The sequence below is a fragment of the Pedobacter yulinensis genome (assembly GCF_003029735.1).
GTDB lineage: Bacteria > Bacteroidota > Bacteroidia > Sphingobacteriales > Sphingobacteriaceae > Pedobacter > Pedobacter yulinensis.
In genome coordinates, this window is the sequence record NZ_KZ686270.1 from 57,652 (window position 1) to 81,538 (window position 23,887).

Annotated in this window: 15 protein-coding genes; 12 read left to right on the plus strand and 3 right to left on the minus strand. The window is 51.8% G+C overall.

The features are described 5' to 3' along the window. Nucleotides 1-209 precede the first annotated feature (209 nt). From C7T94_RS14740 to C7T94_RS14750, 3 genes are all read right to left on the minus strand, one after another. Nucleotides 210-1,340 (minus strand): PepSY-associated TM helix domain-containing protein, encoded by a 1,131-nt coding sequence (locus C7T94_RS14740; protein ID WP_107216185.1) that lies wholly within the window; start codon nucleotides 1,338-1,340, stop codon nucleotides 210-212. Beyond that, entirely contained in the window at nucleotides 1,337-3,703 is a 2,367-nt protein-coding gene (locus tag C7T94_RS14745) for a TonB-dependent receptor (protein WP_107216186.1), read from the minus strand. The genes C7T94_RS14740 and C7T94_RS14745 overlap by 4 nt, the downstream gene beginning before the upstream one ends. A 139-nt stretch (nucleotides 3,704-3,842) precedes the next feature. Beyond that, nucleotides 3,843-4,217, minus strand: coding sequence for a hypothetical protein (locus C7T94_RS14750; RefSeq protein ID WP_107216187.1), 375 nt, complete (start codon nucleotides 4,215-4,217; stop codon nucleotides 3,843-3,845). A 512-nt stretch (nucleotides 4,218-4,729) separates the two neighbouring features. On the opposite strand from C7T94_RS14750, the gene C7T94_RS14755 reads away from it, so the two are divergent. The 12 genes from C7T94_RS14755 (at nucleotide 4,730) to C7T94_RS14810 (ending at nucleotide 23,819) form a co-directional block, all read left to right on the plus strand. Continuing rightward, nucleotides 4,730-7,693 carry a SusC/RagA family TonB-linked outer membrane protein gene (locus tag C7T94_RS14755; protein WP_239495032.1) on the plus strand — a complete coding sequence of 988 codons (2,964 nt, stop codon included), beginning with the start codon at nucleotides 4,730-4,732 and terminating at the stop codon, nucleotides 7,691-7,693. Continuing rightward, nucleotides 7,694-9,229, plus strand: a complete 1,536-nt coding sequence (locus C7T94_RS14760) for a RagB/SusD family nutrient uptake outer membrane protein (protein ID WP_107216188.1) — start codon at nucleotides 7,694-7,696, stop codon at nucleotides 9,227-9,229. It begins immediately after the preceding gene. Between the two features lies 1 nt (nucleotide 9,230). Then, nucleotides 9,231-10,349, plus strand: coding sequence for an ATP/GTP-binding protein (locus tag C7T94_RS14765; protein WP_239495033.1), 1,119 nt, complete (start codon nucleotides 9,231-9,233; stop codon nucleotides 10,347-10,349). A 4-nt stretch (nucleotides 10,350-10,353) separates the two neighbouring features. Then, nucleotides 10,354-11,475 (plus strand): DUF5007 domain-containing protein, encoded by a 1,122-nt coding sequence (locus C7T94_RS14770; protein WP_239495034.1) that lies wholly within the window; start codon nucleotides 10,354-10,356, stop codon nucleotides 11,473-11,475. 22 nt (nucleotides 11,476-11,497) lie between these two features. After that, nucleotides 11,498-14,662, plus strand: a complete 3,165-nt coding sequence (locus tag C7T94_RS14775) for a SusC/RagA family TonB-linked outer membrane protein (RefSeq protein WP_107216749.1) — start codon at nucleotides 11,498-11,500, stop codon at nucleotides 14,660-14,662. Nucleotides 14,663-14,666: 4 nt separating this feature from the next. After that, complete coding sequence (locus C7T94_RS14780) at nucleotides 14,667-16,196, plus strand: RagB/SusD family nutrient uptake outer membrane protein (RefSeq protein ID WP_107216189.1); 1,530 nt, start codon at nucleotides 14,667-14,669, stop codon at nucleotides 16,194-16,196. Continuing rightward, nucleotides 16,183-16,938: a fasciclin domain-containing protein gene (locus C7T94_RS14785; RefSeq protein ID WP_162618719.1), complete on the plus strand. Its 756-nt coding sequence runs from the start codon at nucleotides 16,183-16,185 to the stop codon at nucleotides 16,936-16,938. The genes C7T94_RS14780 and C7T94_RS14785 overlap by 14 nt, the downstream gene beginning before the upstream one ends. A gap of 21 nt (nucleotides 16,939-16,959) precedes the next feature. Then, on the plus strand, nucleotides 16,960-18,573 hold the full coding sequence (locus tag C7T94_RS14790) for a DUF5008 domain-containing protein (protein WP_107216191.1): 1,614 nt from the start codon (nucleotides 16,960-16,962) through the stop codon (nucleotides 18,571-18,573). A 17-nt stretch (nucleotides 18,574-18,590) separates the two neighbouring features. Then, complete coding sequence (locus C7T94_RS14795) at nucleotides 18,591-20,288, plus strand: DUF4983 domain-containing protein (RefSeq protein ID WP_107216192.1); 1,698 nt, start codon at nucleotides 18,591-18,593, stop codon at nucleotides 20,286-20,288. Nucleotides 20,289-20,305: 17 nt separating this feature from the next. Further along, nucleotides 20,306-21,739, plus strand: coding sequence for a PA14 domain-containing protein (locus tag C7T94_RS14800; protein ID WP_162618720.1), 1,434 nt, complete (start codon nucleotides 20,306-20,308; stop codon nucleotides 21,737-21,739). Nucleotides 21,740-21,750: 11 nt separating this feature from the next. After that, the gene (locus C7T94_RS14805) at nucleotides 21,751-22,587 is read left to right on the plus strand and encodes a PKD domain-containing protein (protein ID WP_107216194.1); all 837 of its coding nucleotides are present in this window, start codon (nucleotides 21,751-21,753) and stop codon (nucleotides 22,585-22,587) included. A 266-nt stretch (nucleotides 22,588-22,853) separates the two neighbouring features. Further along, a complete protein-coding gene (locus C7T94_RS14810) occupies nucleotides 22,854-23,819 on the plus strand; it encodes a TIGR03885 family FMN-dependent LLM class oxidoreductase (RefSeq protein WP_107216195.1) in 966 nt (321 codons plus the stop codon). Nucleotides 23,820-23,887: the final 68 nt, after the last annotated feature.

The following is a 23,887-nucleotide window of genomic DNA, read 5'->3' on the forward strand; positions in this document are numbered from 1 at the left end:
CAACAGAAAAATAAAAGATTAATGTGCTGTTCTGCACTTTTAAATAACTGTCCCACTTAAATACTGGTCTCTCCCTCATCAGATCCTTTGACCAAATATATGGCGCCCGGTCAACCGGGTTGTACATAAGCAACAGAACAGGTATAAAACCGGTTAAAAGAAGGCTGCCGGCCAGGTATTTAACCTTCCCGGCAGCCATGTTATACGCGCTAAGGCTTAAGGGGCTGCGCCAGGAGTCCACGCTGGCGCCGGCTGCGCAGCCGGCGCCACCAGAGCAACGCACCCGTAACGGACAGCAGTCCGGGTGTCAGGCCCAGCAAGACATACAGAACCTTAACCGGCGTGCCGCCGAAATGCCCGGCATGCAGCTGAAAAAAAGTGGCCTCTGTTTGCCTGAAAAAGGACTGTGCGGCAAGCCGCTCGACTACAGCCACCCTGCCGCTGACAGGATCGACGGTAACCGAGTTGCCATTGTAGAACAGCGCTGATTGCCCGGGCACTGTACCGCTTATTTTAAAAGATTTACCGGTCGCTACCGGCAGGTAGACCTTACTAACAAGCAGCTCGGGGAATGCCTTCTTTGCAGCCGCCAGCATCTGGTCGGCCGGAGCAGTGCCTTTTAAGGCGGGTGGGCGCACCGTAACCTGACTCTTCCAATACTCGGGATCGAAGGAAAACCTGTTCATCCAGAAACCTGTAAAAAAGATCACCAGGTTAAAGGCCAGCGACCAGACGCCAATCAACCGGTGCAAACCGGAAGAAACCGTTCGCCAGTTTTTCCAGGCAATACCGCTGCGGAATGTCAGCACCTTCCAGAAGTATTTCCGGTAAATGACCGTACCGGTCAATACAGACAGGACCATGGTCAGGCCAAAGACCGTTGCAAGCAGCAAACCAGGAATACCCAGCTGAAAACTCCAGTGAAATTGCAGGATCCAGTGCAACAGGCTGGGTTTCATCCGGCTCAGGCTTCCCTGCCGCAGCACCTTTCCGGAGTACGGGTCTACAGTGATCAGGCCGAGGTCATAGGTACTCAGTTTGCCATCGTTCCGGTACAGCCTGAAATCAAGGGCCTCATCCGGTGCGGCATCAGGATTTAGCCAGGCCATTCCCACCAGATCGGGCTGCCGGCTGCGAACAACCTGATAGACCGAATCCAGGGACAGTGCCGGTGCGGCAGGTTGAACACGCAGCAGGCGGGCATGAATGGTTTTGTCCATTTCTTTAAAAAAGACAATTGCTGACCCGCTTAAGCCGAGCAGCAGGAGGAAAACACCGCTCACCAGCCCCAGCCAGCTGTGCAGCCGGAATGCGAGCTGTTTAAAGGTACGCCCGCTCATTTGATCTGGTAATTAAGGCCCAGCCTGAGATTGAACGGATCACCCAGTCCGCCGGTTGTTACCCCCGAACGGCTGCCCGTAAAATAATGGCGGTTGGCCAGGTTAAAAGCGTTAAACCTGATGCTGTACCGCCCGATGCCATAATCTATTGCTGCATCAAAGACCGTATAGGCCGGAAAAACGAACTGCTGGTTGCTGAGCAGTCCTGCCTGGTCGCCCACATAACGCATACCTGCCGCAAGCGCCAGGCCGTTCAAAATGCCCGGCGGCAACTGATACCTGAGCCAGGCGTTCGCCATCTGTCCGGGCGCGTTTGGAAAACGGTCCCCTTCTTTTCCGTACGAACTGGTGCTGCGCAGCACGTGCCGGTTGTATGCGTAGCCGGCTATGATGTTCAGGTTACCGACCTTTCCGGTCAGCGAAACCTCCAGCCCGGTGCTGCGTGTACCGTCTATGGCTGCCTGTCGGTGCGAATTTTCGTCGGTAGGTGCCGCGGTCAGGACGTTCGAATAATCAATCTGGTAAGCCGATACCGTTGCTGACAGTTGGTTTTTAAGCAGGTCGGCTTTTGCGCCGAGTTCATATTGCGTGGCCTGCCGCGTTGGAAAAGGCCCACCCGACAGGGTATGATTGGAGGTTTGCGGGTTAAACGACTGCAGGTAGGTTCCATAAAACGATACGTGCGCAAAGGGAAGGTAGACCAGGCCTGCCCGCGGAATAAAACCTGATGCTTGGAGTTCATCGCCCTGTTTGTTGTCGCGCGCGGAGAGCGGTGTTTCTGTGGCATCATACTGGTCATACCGGAGCGACAACAAAAGTTTAAGCTGCCGGCCTACGTCGACCTGGTCCTGTATGTAGGCACCGGCCAGGTTCGTGATGCGTTTGTTGTCGTCAGATTCTGCCGCAGGAACAGCCGCTCCAGGAATATCATTGCTGTAGTCGGGACGCAAAATTGACATGCGACCGGAAGCCTTGTACTGGTAATCGTTCCGGGTCCAGCCATACCGGTTGTAATCTGCTCCGGCCACCAGGGTGTGCATCAGGATGCCGGTCTTTGCCCGGTAAGACACATAGGCAGTGGTCTGCAGGCTGAAGCGGTCGGTTTCCCAGTCCTGGTAGCCGCGGCTTATGGAATCGTTCATGATTTTCCCGACCGGAATATGGTCGGTGTAATCGAGCACATTCCTGACCGCCCGCTGAACAACCGTTAATTTCAGGTTATCGCGTAAGGCGTGGTTGAACGTCAGGGTGGCAGAACTGTTGGCGGTGCGGCCGTAATCTGTAGGGCTCTGAACCGTCAGGTCTTCAGGATAATAATTGAAGTCAAACGTGCCGTCTGCCCTGGGCCGGATAAAACTGCCGTTGTCATATTGATGCACTGCCCGCTGGCGGGCATAATTGACTTCCAGGTTCAGCAGGCTGCGTTCTGAAAAAACGTAGGTAAGGGAAGGGGCAAAAAAGAAATTTTGTTTCTCCTGCCCGAACCTGAAACTGTTTGACCGGTCATACCCGGCTATGACGCGGTAAAGCAGTTTTTTATCCCTGGTTAAGGGACCGGTAAAATCGGCCGATGCACGGTAAAACTTCCAGCTGCCAGCGCTCAGTTCAATTCCGTATCGACGCTCTGCCTCAGGCTTTTTGGTAATAAAGTTGATCACACCGCCGGGAGCGCCTTCGCTGAAAAGCGCGCCGGATGGTCCGCGCAGCAGTTCAACTGCTTCTACATTGTAAAGCAACGGCTGCTGACTCCAGAGAAACAGGTTGCCGCGCACACCGTTGTAGAGCAGGAAACTGGCATCGTTTGGCGAGTAGGCTGTAAAGCCGCGCATGCTGAAAGATCCATTGCCGTTATTTGCCTTTAAACCGGTAAAGGTGCCGGCCAGTTCGTTCAGGGTAAAAGCCTGCCGCTGGCGCATCACCTCTGCCGGAACGATCTGCACAGACTGCGGCGTTTCGAGTAACGGGATATCCATACGGGTAGCGGTTGCAGACTGCGTAACGTTGTAGGCGTTTTTGGTACCGTTAACCGTGATTTCGCTGAGCTCGAGTTTACTTTCTGAAAGCTGCAGCTCCATGAAAGGGGTTTTGCCGGGCGAAACGCTTACGTTCTTTTTCAGGGCGGTATAACCCAGGTGCGAAACCAGCAGCACATAACGGCCTGCCGGCACCGGCTCCAGCCGGAATTTCCCTTGTTCATCGGTCTTTGTCCGGTAACCGGTGTGCTGGATCTGTACGGTGGAATTGGCAGCGGGCGATCCGCCGGCGGTCAAGATCCGCCCTTGTAAAATGCCCGTAGCGGGCTGTGCGAGCACACTGCTTCCTGCAAGGAGCAGCATACCCCAAATAAAATTGAATATCTTCATTTATAGTAAACTAAGACCATGCGGTCTGCCGGGCAGGGTGCCTGTGAGCCGCAATGGCATCAATAAAAAATCGATCGGTATCCGCCAGTCAGGTCCCGGTGTGAGGAACGGGCTGCGGACGAAAAGAGTTTAAATAAAATCAGATAACCTGCGGCGGCTGAAAAATGGAGGCCGAGCGCCTGACCGGATCAGCCACCTCGACGACGGGATATTTCAGACCGGTTTGAAAAGGAATACGGAAACTGATGGCAAAGGGTTCCTGTTTCATCGCTTCCTGGTAACTATTTTTCTGTGCTTCCCGCGACTGTTTCCGCTCCTTTTCTTCGACAGCCTTCAGCTTTTTCATCAGGTAGCAACGGCCCTTGCAATTTTTAAGCGGCTGGTCCTTGTTTTCGCAGAGAACGGCTGCAATGTAGTCGCGCTTCAGGTGAAAACCCGCGTAGAGCAAAAACCTGGAAAGGTTTGCTGTTAACAGGGTAATGAGCAGGACAAAAGCTATGAGGCGGTTCAGCATCGGGGCAAAGATAGAAATGTTTGTTTTCTCTCTTGCTTCCTTTCAAATTTTTCTGAGGCATCAGTACACGGCTCCAGCTCTATTCAGGAATTAACTATTAGTTATCATACACCCTGCAGTTTCAAGCGTTTCGTGCATTCTGCGAGCGGGTGGGCACCATATATATACAACTGCCGGGCTGTGATCAAACAGAAATTTTGGCATTTCATTCAGCTGAAAAAACCCGGCAAGCATAACTTCAAAGTGGTCTAACTGGCTTGAAAATGATAATTATTTAAAAAATATCAAATAAGAACCTTAGTAAATTAACATATTGACATTTTAAAAGTCATATTGTTGAAATTTTATGAAAAATTACATTATATCAATAAAACGTTTTAGTATAATTTATATTTGAGTAAACAAACCTATTATGAGACAAACCCTATTGGCTCCGGGACTAACCACCCCCCCGCCTGAAAGATAAACCGCTTCAAACTATTTCTTAACTTTTTCAACTAACGATCCCATTTATGAGATACTTATGGGTATGCTTTGCGCTGTTCGCGGCGCCAGGGCCGTCGCGTGCCGCAGATTTAAAAATCAGCGAAAACCACGTGTTTATGCTGCGGCAGGATACGACCAAAAAGCAACAGAAAGATTCGCTCCCGGCAGATACCGGCCAGAAACCAAAGAAAGTTACGCTGTATGGCAAACTGACCGCGGCGTTCCGCAAGGATCCTGATGAACTGTCGAAGTTCCCTGCCATTTCCCTTCAGCAAACATTGAAAGGGAATTACGCGGGCCTGTATGTACAGGAGCCCAGCGGCGAGCCGGGGAGCATTCAAAATATGTTCCTGAGGGGCACTCCCCTTCCCCTGCTCAACAAAAGGAATGTTTATGAGGCTCAGCCGCTGGTCATACTCGACGGAATACCCATGGTGGGCGAGCATCCTTTTGCTTTCGACGTTCAGCAGTACGATTTCAACAGAATCGGTACAGCCACCAACCTGCTCACCAATATTGACATCAACAATATTGAATCGATCGAGGTATTGAAAGATGCAGCTGCGACGGCGATCTACGGGCCGCGGGCTGTTAACGGGGCCATCCTGCTTACAACCAAAGCGCCGGGCCCCCGGCGCGCCATTACTTTCAATACTTTTTTTGGCATGGCGCAGCGCCCAGGCGTTACAACCATTAACGGTAAATACGAAAACGAATTCAGGCAGCGGTTTTACGACATCTATACAACCAATGGCCGGTATTCTGACGACGAAGTGTACCCCGTGTACCTGAGCGACTCGCTCAACACCGTTTACAGCGGAAAATCTGACTGGACAGACCTGTATTACCGGAATGCGCTGGTTTACGGCCTGAACCTTGGATTGATGGGCGGGACAGACCGGGCCAATTTCCGGCTGTCGCTGGGCAATACCAAAAGCAGCGGCGTAGCAGACGACACCGGCCTGGACCGCTACAGTGTCATGTTTGGCATCAACATGCGGCCAGTCAAATGGCTGCTGTTTTCGGCCATGGTCAATGCAAACCGCCTAAACCGCGACCGGAACCGCAGCCTGCGCGATCGCTTTGCGCAGATCAATTATTTTCCTGACATGACCGCCCCCCTTTCGCCCAACAAGGATTTTTACGGTTCATACATCGATGCCTATAAAAAAGGATTTGACGACAACAAGACAAACACTGTACAGGGGTATGCGCGGCTGGTCGCCAGCCTGGGCAGGCTGAGCCTGAGTTCTACCTTCAACCTGGATTACAATGAGAGTTATCGGGATATCTTTTACGCCCGGACATTGCTGCAGGGAAACAGTTATGCTTCGAACTATTATGGCCTGAACCAGCGGCTTATGCTCGATAACAAGGCCAGCTACGATCTTGACCTGGCCGGCAGCCACCATTTTAATTTTTCGGCAGGCCAATCGGTCATGTGGGACCTGTTCAAGTACAGCAATGCCTATGCTTACAAAGGCGTAAATGACTACATCAAGATCAATCTTCTTGAAACAGACGTTAACGACCCGAATTATCTTAATCCGCTGGCCTTTCCAAAACAACTTACTTACCGTTTCCTGGACAAAACACAGGACAACCTGGTGTCTTTTTATGGAAAAGCCGATTACACCTTTAAAGAAAAGTACTTTGCTTCTGTGCTGGTCAGGGCAGACGGATCGTCGAACGCACAGCCTACACACCGGTGGTTTTATGCGCCGACCCTGTCAGTCGGCTGGAGTATTAAAAATGAGTTCCTGAAAGACAACACCCTGATCAATGATGCTATTTTCCGGGTAAGCGCCGGCAGGATAGGCAGGACCAATTCGTACGATAATTATTCTCAGGGTCCGCAGTATACAGCCTTTGTGGGTTATACCGGCAACCTGACCGTTCCGGGATACAACGCCTTTGGAGCGCTGACCCGCTCTTATTCTTTTGGCTGGGTTGGTTACGATATTCCATGGGCCTATTCCGACCAGTTGAATGTTGGTGCCGACCTGACCCTGCTTGACAACCGGTTAAGCCTTGCGGCAGATTTTTACACTAAAATCGAGAAAAACCTGCTCCTGGGTGTTCCGGCGTATGCCGAATACGGGTACACGCAGGCGATCAAAAGCGGCATGTCTGTAAAAAACACCGGTATCGACTTGACCCTGAGTGCAAAAGTGCTTTCTGCAGCAAAATTCACCTGGAATTCTTCACTGAACCTGAATCACAACAAAAACGTCCTCAGGGCACTGCCGGGTGGTCTCGACCAGCTCGTAATCGGCAACAGGCTGCTGCGCGTGGGCGCCGCGACAGACCAGTACTGGCTGCTGCAGAACGACGGCATTTTTACCGCCGATGCCGAAGTGCCTCTAGTGAACGGGCAACCGCAAAAATACAATGGCATTGCACTGAAAGCGGGAGACCCCAGGTGGCGGGACCAGAACGGCGACAACCAGATCAATGACGATGACAAGGTCCTGCTCGGCAATGCCATGCCTACCCTGGTGGGTGGTTTCGAGAACAGTTTCAGGTATGGAAACTGGAGCCTGAGCGCCCTGCTGTACTTCAACCTTGGCCGGAAGATCATCAATGAAGAAAGCGCTGCTCGGTTCGACTTCATCAACAGGGAAGGCAATTCAGATGTGGCATCTGTGAAAGAGATCACTTTCTGGGAGAAGCGCGGCGATTACAGCCGTTACCCGCTGTACAATCCCTGGAGCACCGTGATCCCCTACCGCATTGACCAGGACCTTTTTCTGGAAAACGGCGACTTCCTGAAACTCCGTTCACTCACCCTAGGCTATGAACTAAAAAGCCTCTTCAGCAGGAAAGACCTGATGAAACGGCTGTTCGTGTACGGGTCTGCAAATAACCTCTTTACGATTACCGGTTATTCAGGTCAGGACCCAGAGCTTGTCGGCTACAACGGTTACGATACCGGTTACGGGATGCCCATTCCCAGGACGTATACACTGGGCGTTAAACTTGAATTATAGATGGAAAAGTTAAGCAAGAAGAAGATGAAGAATATACTTTACCTGTTTATTTCTGCCTTCATGCTATCGGCATGCAGCAAAACACTCGACATCGACTCGGTACGATCGGTCAGTGAGCCAAATATGTGGAAGACCCTCGAAGACACCCGGGCGGGGATTATGGGGGTATATGCCCTGACCCGCGCAGCCCTGTCAGATAACAACTGCCATTGGATCTACGGCGATGTACGCGGGGGCGATTTCCTGAGCCCGAAAAGACAGGACCTGAAAGCTGTGATCGGCAACAACCTGAACGCCTCCTACCCAGTTATCGAGGCCATGAGCAACTGGACACGCTTTTACGCCGTGGTGAACTCGGCCAATGTTTTCCTGGAAAATGTAGCGAAAGTAAAAGCCAACGACCGCCGGTATACGGAAAGCAACATGCTCGTAGACATGGCCCAGGCGCGGTTTCTACGCGCATATGCTTATTTCTACATGGTCAGGATTTGGGGCGATGTCCCTTTTATACTAAGCTCGGGCGAAGGCTCATTCGAGAACAAGCCCCGCGAAAGCCAGGCACGCATTATGGCCTGGGTAGAGCAGGAAATGCTGAAGGCTGCCACCGACCTGCCGTTTGTGTACAGCAACAACGACCCGCAACAGCCCGGAAACTACTACAATGAAGACCCGGGACGCTGGGGCGGCGCATTGGTGACCAAAAACTCAGCGTATGGCGTGCTCGCGCACGTTGCCGCCTGGGTGGGTGACTATTCAAGAGTTGCCGGCTATACCCGTTTTGTGCTAGATAATTATGGCAAAAGCGGCATCAACTATACCGGAACTGCAGACCTCACCAATCCGAATGGGTTTTTCTGGAATAAAAACAACCGGCAGATGCTGGGCTTCAATTCAGACTGGGGCCACATTGACGGTTCGGTAACCGGTCACCTGGAAGAGCTTACGCTGGCAGAACCGGTTACAAATAAAGTAGTGCCGGACATTTACATTCCCAAAGATACGGTCCTGAAAATATTCAACTGGCCAAATGATGACCGTTTCAGTATTGACACCCTTGGCCAGCCCAGGAACGAGCGTTACTTCACGAATTTTAATGGCAAGTATCCGATTTTCAGCAAGATAAAATCCATACAGGGCGGCTCAACAGACCCGAACTTCAGGTATTTTACCTCAGCCCTGGTTTTTACCCGGCTGGAAGATGTGCTGCTGCTTCGTGCCGAGGCGCTGGCTGTACTTGGCGACCGCGCCGGTGCCATATCTGAGCTGATCAACCTCCAGTCGCGCCGGCTTGTACCCAACATAACCGATGTTTTCATTGACACCAACCGCGATGTGGTCGACCTGATCTTTGAAGAACGGCACCGGGAACTGCTGGGCGAAGGCCACCGATGGTACGACCTGATCCGGTACAACAAAATCAAACAGAGCAATCAGGCCTTTATGAACCTGATTGCCAGCGGCGGCATTTACTGGCCCATTTCGCGCAAACTGATTTCAAGGAACACGCTATTGACACAAAATGCATACTGGAACTAATATGAAAACAGCCAAGAATTTTACAAGACAGGCCCTATGTCTCTGCCTGCTGATTTTCTGTTCGCTCAGCTTTTCAGGCTGTCAGAAAGACGGCGGCTATTACGATCCTGAGCCGATTCAGGGCCAGTTCGAGGGAAATACCTATCAGTATTTGAAAAGCAAACCCGGCGTTTTTGACTCGCTGATTAAGGTCATTGACCGGATGGGCCTGCAGGCAACGCTGTCAGACAGCAATGTCACCCTGTTTGCCATTGCAAACCCCAGCTTTCAACTCTCCCTCACAAACCTGAACCGCCTGCGCCGGGCTTCTGACAAGGACCCTTTATTTCTTTCAAACATAGATGGTGTACAACTGGACACCATGGCTTCTTACTACATTGTCAGGGGCAGCCTGCCGACCGATTCCATGCTGCTGCAGGACGGCAAAAATCTGCGCAGCGTTCGCTTTGGCTACCCGATGCATGCCAAAGTGACCCGGCGTTCGGCCTCGGGCCAGACAGGCGCCGGACCAGAGGTCATTGACTTCAGCAACACCAAGAAAAGCCAGTTTATCCGTTACTGGGCCGGTGCAACCACTGCTTCAAACAACATCAGAACAAGGAACGGCATTGTTCACATCCTGAGCCAGGACCATTTGTTTGGCTTTGACGAGTTTGTGACCCGTTTAACGCTTGTTCCGCCGCCACCGAACCTCATGACAATTATTGGCGGTAAGCTTACCGTACTGCGCGACAATAATGGCGGTGCCGATGCCGGCGAAGGTTCGAAGAAAGTAATTGACGGGGATGCGCAAACCAAATTCCTGGCCGATCTGAATGGTCGCCTCTGGATGGCCTTCGAGCTTAAGACACCGGCCGTATCTTCAGTATACACCCTCACCTCTGCCAATGATGAGCCAGACCGCGATCCCAAGGCCTGGGTATTTGAGGGCTCTGATGACGGGGTGAACTGGGTCGAACTGGACCGCCGCTCAAACTTCTTCTTCGAAGAGCGCTACCAGATGAAAATTTTCAGGTTTAATAACACCAAAGCATACAAACACTACCGCATCGACATCAATGAGTTGCGCAACGGCGGCGTGTTCCAGTTAGCCGAGTGGAGCATCAATAAAGCAAAGTAAGACGATGATACATAAAGACATGAAAGACAAACACCACCTCCGGGTCATGGCAAAATGCATCGGGCTTTTTGCGCTGGCGGCAATGAGTACCCTGGCGGGCTGTAAAAAACTTTACGATCTGCCCGAAGAGCGGGACTACATCAGCAACAACGTTAATTTTTCGAATAAAATATTTGAACCGATCATTGGCCGGACCAGCATGATGGGGGGGTTCAACGCAGACAATTCCACCTTTCCCATGACATTCGAGATCACGAACGCCCGCTGGGGCGATGGCCGGCCTGTTACAGACCTGTTCAGGACCGTACCGACCTATGTCTGGGTCGGCGAATACACCGGACTGGAGAAAAGTCTGGCCGAAATCGAGTCGAAACGAAAGATCGAACAGCGGCCGCTTTTCGAAATCAGGCGTTCTGGCGAGTTTGTACTTTGGCCTTCAGCTACCAACGAGTTCATTCAGCCCAGGGCTGAAGACAGTACCAACCTGGTGCAGAACACGCGTTTTTTTGATGTAAAAGTCAGAAATACCGGCGGCGAGCGCCTGATCCGCGATTTGCAGATCAGGCCATTCAGGGAGCGGCCCTACGAACCTTCGAACGATTTTAATGCCTATACCGGCAAGCCGGCTCCGGACCCCAAATTCCCGCTCGATCCCAAATTGCGCGACTACATCAGGCCATTCCTGAACAGCGTTGTCGGGGCAACCACCAACCAGTTCCTGGTGAGCAACAACGACAAAAAAGATGTCATCGTTTACATTCGTCCGTTTAGCGGGGGCACCGGCAATTCGCTGCGTATTAAAGTACTGAACAAGGATTCTGTGGCCATGAACCCGAGCCTTTTCAATGAAACGCAGTGGGACAAAATGATTCACGGGTTTAACATGCAGAAAACAGCAGAGCATGTTCAGTGGGATGTGGCCTATCCGATTCCGCTTGTCGAGATCAAAACACCCTATGCACCCGAAGGATCCCGGGCGCGTGCTGAACTTAAATACTCTCGCGTAGGCTTTGGCGGTTTGCGGGTCACCGCGTCGTTCGGGCTGGATTTCGCGATTTACAAAAAAGGAGATTGGGAGATTGTCTTCTTCTTCAAGGGAGAGAACCCGAAACTGATCAATGAATAACCCAACTAAGCAACCAGATATTATGAAAAAAAACTTTCCGCTTATTGCTCTGCTGGTATCGCTACTGTTGGTAGTGATCGGGCAGGTATCTGCCCAGCAGCCAGGCCAGGTTATTCGTTTGCGCGGAACGGTGGTTGAGAAAGGGACGAACCAGGCCATACCAGGTGTTTCGATTTTATTGCAAAAAGACAAAAGAGCACTTACCCAAACCGACGGCAAGGGCAATTTCTCGGTCAGCGTAACCATAGGTGATGTACTGCTCTTTTCCTACCTGGCCTACACCGACCAGACCTATAGAGTAGCAGCCGGCAAAAACGACATCGTCATTTCGCTCGCGGAAGACGTAAAAGCACTGGACGAAGTTGTTGTTGTTGCCTATCAGAAGCGAACCAAACAGACTGTAACGGGGTCGTCCACGCTGATCACTGCGAAAGACATCCAGGACATCCCCGTATCAAACCCAGAGCAACTCCTGCAGGGAAAAGTTCCCGGGTTGAACGTACAGAACAACACAGGTGCGCCGGGTTTCCGCGGCTCGGTGCAGGTGCGCGGTCTTTCCTCGCTCAGCGTTTCGGGCCAGGGCAATGAAACTTTCCTGCAGCCAACCTCCCCGCTCTACATCATTGACGGTGTGCCGCTTGATGCCGATAAAGCCACAGAACTGGGTTTCCAGTCGCAGGGGCCGGGCGTCAGTCCGTTGTCGCTTATCCCTGTCGAGGACATTGAGAGTATCGAAGTTAAAAAAGATGCGCAGGCCACCGCTATGTACGGCTCGCGGGGTGCATATGGCGTTATCATCATTACCACCAAACGCGGCAATTCAAAAGTACCTAGGGTGAGGTATACATCGAATTTCTTTGCCAAAACCCCGCCCAAATTGCGTGAAACGCTGGGCGGTAACGCTGAAAGACAATTGAAGATCCAGCAGATCATCCTGAATGCGCAGAACGAGAACGATCTCCGGCAAATCGGCCTAACACCCATCCTGGCCGACAGTCTGAACGCCTACTGGAACAATTCGACCAACTGGCAATCAATCTTTTTCAGGACAACCTATAATCAGTCGCACAACCTTGCACTCGACGGGGGTGATACGAAGTTCAATTACAAAGCCAACCTGGGCTATTTTAACGAGGTGGGGATCATTAAAAACACAGGTTTTGACCGGTACAACCTGAACATGAACATGGAGTTCAGGCCGAATGACAAATTCAGGTTCTTTGGTTCGGTCTTCGCCGGCCTGGGCAAACAAAACAAGGGCAATGGGGTCGGCATCTTACAAACGGGCGTGGCCGAAAACGGACAGGCTTCTACCCTGCTTCCCTCCCCCTCCTTTTACCAGTCGACCGGCGCGGTCCTGTCAGCCCTTCAGACTGTAAACGACAACAATTCCAAAAATCTCCGCGCAAACGTCGATGGACGGTACGAGATCATTCCCGGCTTATCGCTGCAGTCGGCGCTAAGTTATGACTACACCTCAGATACTGAATCGACCTTTACCCCCGCGGCGGCGAACGGCCAGTTTACGCGGCTGTATGATTTTGCCGGCCGGAGCTTCCAGTTGTACAACCGGAATGGCATTATCTACGCCAAAACATTTAATGAAAAGCACACCATTTTTGTAAACACCTTTAACGAGATTTATAAACAAGGCAATCAGGCGGGCATTATCAGACAGGAACGAACGCCAAATGACCAGTTGCAGGGACCTGTCGGTTACGACGCATATTACTCGAGGGGCGGCGGGGTGCTCGAAACGTTCAAAAATGCAACGATCGCCTCTTTTGCGGGTTCACTTTCTTACGACTTCCTGAAAAAGTACGTAGCAGAGTTCTCGTACCGGCTTGACGGCACCTCTTCGAGCGGACTTGAAAACCCTTACTCGAAAAACCCGGCAGTCGGCCTGCGGTGGAATTTTAACAAAGAGCGCTGGCTGGAAAACCTGAAATGGCTGTCGTACGGAAGTTTGCGTTTAACCTGGGGTCAGAACATCGTACCCAGCGGTAACCTGCAAAGCATTTATGGCATATACAACCTGAACGGCAATTATAACAACAACCAGACAATCGGCATTAATTACGACCTGATCCCCAATCCGAGCCTGAAACCGACCACGACTTCGCAGTACAACTTCGGCTTCGACCTGGGCTTTTTTAACGAGCGTATCAACATTGTTTTTGATACCTACCTGAAAAAAGTCGACAACCTGTTGTTTGACCGTACCCTTTCAAACATAACCGGTTTCAATAAACTGGCCAGCAACGACCTGGGCATTGCAAACTACGGCAGCGAGCTGATGATTACCGGCCGGCCAATTGTAAGCAAGGACCTCGACCTTACCGTATCGGTTAACGGCGCCTTTAACCGCGATGTGCTGACCCGCCTGCCTGCCGAGTACAATGGGCAGTTTATTCGTTTTGACGGCGAAAAATACCGCCAGCACATTGTGTACCGTGTTGGCAGGAACACCCTTTCCAATTACCTGATCATTAACCAGGGGGCCTACAGCACCCGGCAGGATGTTCCCATCGATCCGGTGACCGGGAAACGTTACCAGTCTGGTGGTGCCTATTTCGACGCTGGCGACCCGATGCTGAAAGATGTAAACGGAGACTATATTCTTGACAGCCGCGATTATGAGATCAGCGGGAACTCGCAGCCGCTGTTTACCGGTGGCCTGAGCGTAAACCTGAGGTATAAAAATTGGTCGCTGAACGTTTATTCTACCTTCACTGCAAACCGGACGGTACTGAACAACGCACTGGCAGACCGAATTGCCATTATGAAAAACCCATTCGGTACCGCAGCGGTGGTGCCGCTTTCAGACCTGAATATCTGGACCAAACCCGGCGACATTGCCAAATACCCCTATCCTTACGACTATAAAACCTATGACCAGATCCAGCCGCTCAGGCCTGACCAGACACTCTGGGCGGAGCCAGGCGGATATTTTAAGATCAACAACATCGCGCTTTCATACATGTTTCCGCGGAAACTGATCAATCGCGTCGGGCTGCACAACCTGCGGTTTTATGCCTCGACAGATAACCTGATCTCGTTTTCACGCTATACCGGGCCCAATCCCGAGAACGTAACCTCACTTGGCCGCGACGTATCTACAGGTTATCCCGTACCGCGCACTTACAACCTGGGCTTTAACCTGGAATTATTAACTGCCAAAGATTAGAACCATGAAAAAGATCATTATTTACAGCTATCTGGCCTTCATGGCACTCACCCTGCCAGCCTGCAAAAAGTTCCTGGACATCCAGCCTCTTGATAAACTGACGGGAAACAATTTTTTCAAGAGCAGGGAGGACGTAGTGGCAAATATCTACGACTTATCCAGGATCGTATTCGGAAAGATCAACGAAACGCATTTTATCGGCGCTACCGGCGAATACCGGTCGGGCCAGGTACTGCACGAAAGCCAGTCTGACCTGGCAACCGCGAGAGAATTTGTCGAGTACCTGGGACGCAACGACCTGATCGGCCTGCTTTCGGGCGGCAGGCCCTGGGGCTTTTACAATTTCCAGAACATTACCGACTGGACCGGTTACTACCGCGCTATCCAGGGCGCCAACATTCTGATATCCAAGCTGGATGAAGGCATACCCGGGGTAACAGACGCTGATAAAAACCAGTTCAAGGCAGAAGCCGCCTTTATCAGGAACCTTTGTTATTTTTTCATGGTACGTCTTTACGGAGACGTTCCTTATTACACCACTGCTTTCCAGTCTGAGCCCCTGCCGCGCGAAAATTTCGTTTCCGTGCTCAACAAATGCCTTGCCGACCTGGCCCAGTATAAAGACCAGGTTCCCTGGTCTTACGCAGATCCGGCTACCAGGGGGGTGCGGGCTTCGAGAGGCTCTATCGTTGCGCTGATGATGGAGATGAACATGTGGAATGCCGGTTTTGACCAGGCAAATGCCCGCAAATACTGGCAGGCAACCGCAGACCTGGGCATGGAGCTGATCAACAGCAATGCGTATCGCCTGCTGCCAATTTCACAGTGGTCTACTGTGATCAAAGGCCGCTCTGACGAGAGTCTGTTCGAGTTTTACCGCAGCATCAATTACGGCGACCAGAACAACGCCGTATCGCCTGTGGGCGACATGTTTCTGCATTATCCATACAAAAGGCCCGAATATACCCACCGGGTAAGTTTTGCATACTACCGCGGTGAATACATGCAGAAACTGTTTCAATCGGGCGGCGACAGGCGCATAACCCAGTGGTTTGACGAAGACATTTTTGCCGATAACGGGAAATTCATGATGCTGAAGTTTGCGGCAAACGCTTTTGCCACGGGCGAAGAAGACGCCAACCCCGATAACACCTTCATGATCTTCCGGTACGCGGGAGAAATCTTGCTTTGCGCCGAAGCGATGGCCAACCTCGGCTCTGACAACGAAACGGCTGCAGTTGCACTGGTTAACCGGATCCGCGACCGGGCCGAGGCACCGCGTTACGGCGGCGGCAGCTCCTCAGAATTGAAAGATTTCATTTTCCTGGAGCGCTCGCGCGAGCTGATCGGCGAAGGACACCTGTATTTTGACCTGGTTCGTACCAAAAGAATTCTTAGCAGCCAGTGGTCACGAAATGTGCTCACTGCTGACAAATTTGGCCGGGGCGGCTGGACATGGCCTATAAACGGCAACGCACTCAATAACAACCCGTTTATGCGGCTAAATGATTACTGGACAAATGGCGGAAACTAAAGCGCAGCGCATTATGACACTGAAAAACGTAATTTTAATAAGCGCCATATTTATGGCCGTACTCGGCGCCTGCAAACGGGACGAGTACTATCTCGACGGCGGAAAGGCCAAAGCAGACTATCCCGGAAGCATGATGAAATATTTCGAGGATAAAAAAGTGCCATTTGATACCATAGCCAACCTGATTAAGCTGGCCGGCCTGGAACCGACCTTTGCCAAAGAAGACTTCACTTTCTTTGCTCCTGATGATGATGTAATCAAAAGGACAGTCGGCAACGTAAACATAGACGGCTCCCTGAATAACCTGCTCTTCTGGGCTAACCGCGATACGATCAAGACCTTGAACCAGGTTAATCCCGCCATTTGGAAAAAGTTCCTGCAACGCTACATGTTCAGGGGGAACAACCGGCTCAAAGATTATACACAGATCGATCCAAACGTGCTTAGCATACATCCCGGCGGGCTGTTTTACAATTACAACAATGAAGTATTTAATATCGGTGTGATCTTTTATGATGCGAACCAGATAAAATACGGTGGCTACCGGCAGCTGGTTATACATTACATACCTGACGTTTCACGACCGAAAGATAACTGGATCAAAAACCTGGTCGCCTCTTCAGACATTAAACCGACCAACGGCGTGGTGCACACGCTGGCGTACGAAGCCAGGTACCTCGGCTTCAACATTTATGAACTTTTTACAGACATCCTGAATACCGGGCTGTCTCCCGCAAATTAACCGGCTAAGCTGAAACCAGATATGAAAACATGTAGACAAATTATGCTCGGCTTAGCCATCGGCCTGCTGGCCCTGCAAAGCTGTAAGGAAGGGCCCGAGGTTTTCGATGACCCCTATGCAGACGGTAAAACGCCGCTGGGTGTTGCGCTCAGCCAGACAGAACCTCCCAGCCCCGCCCAGGGATCGGCAGGTACCGAGGTAACATTTAAGGCAACAGGCCTCGATAAATACAAAGACCAGCTCAGTTTTTTATTTAACGGAGAAAAGGCGGAAGTTGTCCAGATTACAGAAACATCAATCCGCGTAAAAGTACCAGCTGTAGCAAGCAGCGGCGTGACCTCTATCGCCATCGGCGACCAGCTGGTCATCGGGCCAGAGTTCAGGGTAACGGGTTTCATCAACCTGGATCCTTCTTTCCGTGTGCCTGCAGGAACAAACGGTTTTGTGAGCCAGGTTTACGAATTGCCTGACGGGCGGAACATTGTGGTAGGCGGCTTTACGAATTACGACAACAAGGGCATCTCCAACATTCTGCCCATCAATCGGATAGCCAGAACATCGCGCGACGGTGAATATGACCGCACGTTCAGAACCGGGAAAGGTGCCAACGGGCAGCTTTCACGTATTATTGAAATTGGCGGCAGGTACATCATCGCCGGCGGTTTCAGCGGGTACAACCAGCGCACCGAGAACATCAGCAACCTGACCAGTCTTTTCGTAAATGGCTCAATAGATACCGTCAAAATTCAAACCGCCAGGCGGCCAACCAGTACCGATACGGTGACCCAGAAGTGGTTTCCGCGCTTCAATGGGGGTACGACCGGATTTATCAACAGACTTTACAGCCACCAGGGGAAAATTCTCGCTACGGGGAATTTTACACATTACGTAAAGCGGATTTATGACAAACCTAACTATGATTTCACAAGGGACACGGTAATCGTAGACAGTACCGAGATCAGGCAGATCATCCGTTTTAACCTAGACGGTTCACTCGATAAAACCTACCGCTTCAATGCCGGGACAAACAAGGGCGGGGTAAGTGCAAACGGCCCAATTGACACCTATATGCATACCGATGAGCGCCTGGTTGTCTTCGGCAGCTTTACCACCTTTGACGGGCAGCCTGCCAACCGGATCATACGCCTGACCCCTGCCGGCACACCTGATCCCACTTTTAATCCGGGAAAAGGACCCAACGAAGGCATAAGTTCGCTTACCTATAACGCTACTACCCGCAAGTATATCCTGACCGGGGGGTTTTCGCAATTCAACGACAGGCCGTCGCCGGGACTTGTGATGCTCAACGAAGATGGCTCGGTTGACCCGGGATTTGTACCGAAGGCATTTTTCGGCGGTTATCCCGGTTTTGCCAGGCAGCTGCGCAACGGGCTGATCGTTGTGGCAGGCAGCTTTCAGAAATATGACAACGTGACCCGCAGCGGCTTCATGATCCTGAACCCTGATGGTACCCTTGCCGCCGGCTACAATGCCACGGGGCCTTTTAACGGATTCATCGAAGACATTGTAGAAACCACCTCGGCCGATGGCAAGCCAGCCCTGCTCATTATGGGCGGTTTTTCAAGATTCGACAATCAGAACACCTTCAACCTGACACGGGTAACCATTCAATAGCACAAAAGGACAAATCCATGAAAAAATTCCATTCATACCATCTTCTGGTTTTCCTTGGCCTCACCGTACTTGGAACCATTTTTTCCTGCAACAAAGGTTTTGACAGGATGATCGAAGAGCGCGAAAACCTGGACACGGCTACCGCCCGTTTTGGCAACCGGAAGGTTTTGTACCTGATCGTTGACGGCGCCCGCGGCCAGAGCGTACTGGAAGCCAATACGCCAAACATTGACGCGGTGCTGCCGCAATCGATCTACAGCTGGGTGTCGCTCAGCGATCCCGACTCGACGCGCAATGTCAGCAACTGGGCAAATATGCTTACCGGTGTAAAGAAAGAAAAGCACAAAATCCTGAACGAAAACCTGACCGGTGCAGACCTGCAGAATTACCCGGCTGTTCTGAAAAGGATCAAGGAAACGCGCGCGCAGACCAGGATCGTTTCGCACTCCTCTTCTGCAGTATTCAACAAACTGGTCGCCGATGCAGATCAGAAAGACGTCCAGCCTACAGATGCTGCTGTAAAAAATGCGGTCATCTCTTCATTAAGTACCGATACGGCCGCTGTCATTATCGGTAACTTTACTTCAGTCTACAACGCCGGACAGCAGTCAGGTTTCGACAATTCGTTTGCTCCTTATAAAGCAGCCATAGAAACGTTCGATGGCTATGTGGGCGAAATCCTGACCGCGCTGAAAAAAAGGTCTACGTTTGCTGACGAGCAATGGCTCGTTGTCATTGCGTCCAGCGGTGGCGGCAAATACCAGCTGCCCGCCAACCAGGATGACCAGACCGTATTCAGCAATACGGCCGCAAACACCTTTGTCATTTACCACTCACCGGGCTATAAACAGAGGATTGTGGCCAAACCCTTTACCGGAAATCGTTACCTGGGCAAAACGGTACGCCTGAAGGGAAAGGACGTACGGGCACAAATCGATTCGGCCGAAGCCTATAACCTGACCGATACCTCGACCTTTACCATCGAACTGAAGGTTAAAAAAAACCAGGAAATTTTCAACTGGCCAAGCATTCTAGGGAAACGGGGCGAGTGGTCGAGCGGCCATCCGACAACGGGCTGGGTCATTTACCTTGAAGACAAATACTGGTATTTTGAATGGCGGGGCTCGAAAAATACAGGCGATTACCGGCAGTGCCGCGGCGGCGATCTGAAGGCCAACCGCTGGGAACACATCTCGGTCAAATGTGAAAAACGCGGAACACAGTATTTTATCAGAACTTACACCAATGGCAGTTTCAATACCGAACTGGAAATTACCAATTCGGGCACACTGGCAAACAACAACCCGCTCAAGTTGGGTTACCTGAACGGAAACGGTCATGGCGAACCCGACGTGTATGTGAGCGACATCCGCTTTTTCAGAACATCGGTGCCGGAAGCCACGATTTCAAGGTATTCCTGCGAAACCTCGATTGACCAGAGTCACCCCTACTGGTCTTTCATTGCAGGCTATTGGCCCGCTACAGACGGAAATGGCTCGAAAATGGTCGATCTGAGTCCGCAAGCACGTGACTTCAATTTGCTTGGCAACCCGGCATGGGAAAATTTCAATGACCTGATGTGCCCTCCTTCTACCGAAACGCTGGCGCTGCTGGTTCCTCAAACGGCCGACATCCCCGCACAGATTATTAACTGGCTAAAAATCCCCAGCAAACAGAGCTGGCAGCTTGATGGCCGTGTCTGGCTGGACCAATAAAATCAACAGAGATGAATATGACGTACATAAAAAAATTGATACTGGCAGCAGCGGTGCTGCTGCCGGCAGTGGCCTACCAATCCTGTAAACAGTCCCAGCTCGAAGACCTGTCATTGCCGCCCAAACAACCCAACGCAGTAACCGGCGAAGGCATTGTGCTTTCTGATGTGGAGAAAGGCAACGATATTGTATCAGTGCCCTTCAGCGTTACGCTGGAAAAGGTAGCAGCAGAAGCTTTCGAGATCGGCATTACACTGAACAACGATACGGTGACGGGGCTGATCAACAGCGGTGCGCTGCCCAATGCCATGCTTATGCCTGCCCAGGCACTCGAACTGCCAAACGTGATCAACATCAGTTATGGCACCAATACAGGCAGGGGAGTTGCCAAAATCAGGCGGTATGTGCTCGAACGAAATTTCGGAAAAACGCTGGCATTCGCACTCCGGTTGGCCAAACCCGGCAAAGGGAACCGCATTGCCTCGGGAAAATCGAACATCCTGGTGGTGATGAACACGACCCAGCTGCTCAAGCCCGAAGAACTGCATTACCTCTCGCTGCCGGGGAGCAACGGCACCTATAACATCAGCTATAAGAACAATTATACTGTTGGCCTGTCTGGCATTACCATTCCACTTACCATCAGCCTCAGCAACCAGGCCTCTACGGCCTTCACGGTCGCTGTCAAAGAAAACCGGGATACCGTTGCTCGGTTGATTGCTGAAGGCAAACTGCCTGCAGATGTGATCCTGCTCAAACCTGAAGAATACATACTCGACACGATAGCACGGGTGGGTACCGGTCTGAACACCGGGGTTGCACGGCTGCAGATTCCTTGGCCCGTCTTCGATGCGAATATCGTTGCCAATAAAAAATTTGCCTTTGCAGTCAGTCTCCAGAACCCGACTAATCACGTGCTGCATCCTGTAAACAGCCGGATCATAATTGTCGTAGACCCGAACGTAAACCTGGATAACAACTCGTACATTACCGGGAACGGCACGGGTTTAAAGGCCGAATATTTTACAGACAACCAACTGCTTAATGCCGAAGGGAAAACTCCGAAAACGGTACGCATAGATGCCGAGATCAGTTTCAGTGGAGATGACTGGCCCAGGGGCGCAGGGCTGAGCCTTGACAATTTTTCCTCTAAATGGACGGGCGAATTCCTTGCTCCGGTACGGGGGGAATATATCTTTTACCAGACCCGCTGGGATGACGGGTCCAGGCTGTATGTCAATGGCGTTGCCCTGGTCGATGATTTTACCACGCGCTGGGACCTGCCGACCCGCACCGGAAAAATTGTGCTTGAACGCGGCAAACGGTACAAAATCGAAGCTCACCACCGCGAAAACGTAGGCGGTCAACAGGCCTACCTTGAATTTGAAGTGCCCGCTGCCGGCATCAGTAAACGTCTGGTTCCAAAATCGCAACTCTTTCCTGCACCATAAATACAAAGACCATGAAAGCTACATTAAGATCGAACACAGGACTCCTCTTCATCTGCGCAGTTCTCCTGATTTTGACAGCGCGGTGCAAAAAAAACGAACCCGCCGAAACACCTCCCGAGCCTGATGAACCAAAACCTACGGCCCGGTTCACCTATACAGTACCAGACCAGAGCAAGTTCCTGACATACGAATTCAAGAGCACCGCCACGAATTTCAAAAGCCTGCTGTGGCAATTCGGTGATGACAGCACCTCGGTCGAGGCCAACCCGAAGCATACGTATCGTTTTCCCGGCAAATACCTGGTGCGCTTAACCAGCCGCAACGGCCAGGGATATACGGCAGCCATGGAAGTGAACCTGAATATTGTAGACCCCACATTTGATCCGACCAAGATCGGTGAAAACTACATGCGCACGGTAGGTGGCACCTTCTCTGTTAACCGCGAGGGTACGCAGGGGCCCGATACACGTGAAGGTTCAAACAAACTTATTGACGGCGATACCAAGACCAAGTACCTGCAGTCTGAATTCGACGGTACGCTGCGCTGCACCTATGAGCTGAAGGAACCGAAAGTTGTCGGGGCTTATACCCTCACCTCGGCCGACGACGCCAACGACCGTGACCCCAGATTCTGGATTTTACAGGGCTCGCACGATGGTATTGAATATGCAGACCTGCACACGGTAACCAGTTGCCCGTGGGCGCCAAACAACGACCGCGGCAGCACGAAAATTTTTCACTTTGACAACTTCGTGGCCTACAAGTTTTACAGAATTTACTTCAAGGCCAACCGCGGCTCACGACTTTTCCAGATGGCCGAATGGACAATTAACAAAAAACAACCTTAAACAAACCTGATTCTTAAATCATCCCTGCTTTATCTTTCAACCCGTATCAAAAGGCCTGCCGGTAAAACCGCAGGCTTTTTAATTGTTATGCTACCTGGCCCGCCTGGTGTAAAGATCCTGATTCCCGATCTATGCGGCTGTTCAATTTTCGATCCCGTTCTGGTTGCTGCTAAGAAATAGCCCTGTGACACAGCGAAGCAGGCTGCCCGCGCAACAGAGGTAGTCATGCTAAACTAAATCTCTTTGGGCGGTGTTATCAGCGTAACATGACACAACTGGCTTACCACGCATCACACGAACAATTTAGTCCTTCAGAACTGAGAGACCTGGCCATCCTGGCCGAAGAGGCCGGCTTCGACGCCATTGCATCCTCAGACCATTTTCATCCCTGGAGCGAAAGGCAGGGTCACAGCGGCCTTTCTTTCGCCTGGCTCGGTGCGGCCATGCAGCTGACCACGCTGCCCTTCAGCATGGTATGTGCGCCGGGGCAAAGGTACCATCCTGCCATTGTAGCGCAGGCGCTGGCCACCCTATGCGAAATGTTCCCCGGCCGCCTGGATGTGGCACTCGGTAGCGGAGAAGCCATCAACGAAAGCATTACCGGTCAGCAATGGCCGGACAAAACAGTTCGCAACCGGCGGCTGCTCGACTGCGCAACGGTCATTCGCCGGCTGCTTGCCGGCGAAACAGTCAGCCATGCGGGTCTGGTAACTGTTCAGGATGCACGCCTGTATACCCTCCCCAGTCAGCAGCCCCGACTTTTTTGTGCGGCGCTGAGCGAAGAAACCGCCCGCTGGGCCGCAACCTGGGCCGATGGTCTGCTGACTGCACACCAGCCGTTTCCGGCCATGCAGGCGGTTGTAGCTGCGTTCCGGGAAAACGGCGGCAAGGATAAACCCATTCACCTGAAAGTTCAGCTCTCGTATGCGCCGACCAGTGCTGAGGCACTCGACGGTGCGCATGACCAGTGGCGAACCAATATTCTGCCCCCTTCGCTGCTGGCCGACCTGGCCAGCCCCGAACAGTTCGACGCAGCCGGGGCTTTCGTTCGCAAAGAGGACATGTATGAAATGGTGCGGATATCGTCCAATACTGAAGAACATATTGACTGGCTGAAACAAGACCTGACGCTGGGTTTTGAACGCATTATTCTACACAACGTAAACCGCAACCAACGGGCCTTTATCGAGGCCTTTGGCCAAGCCGTCATTCCGGCGCTGCATAGCGCGTAACACGGCCGGGGCTCACCGGTAACCGCGAACCGGTTTTTGTTCATGCGGCGGCTGAGCGGATACAACCC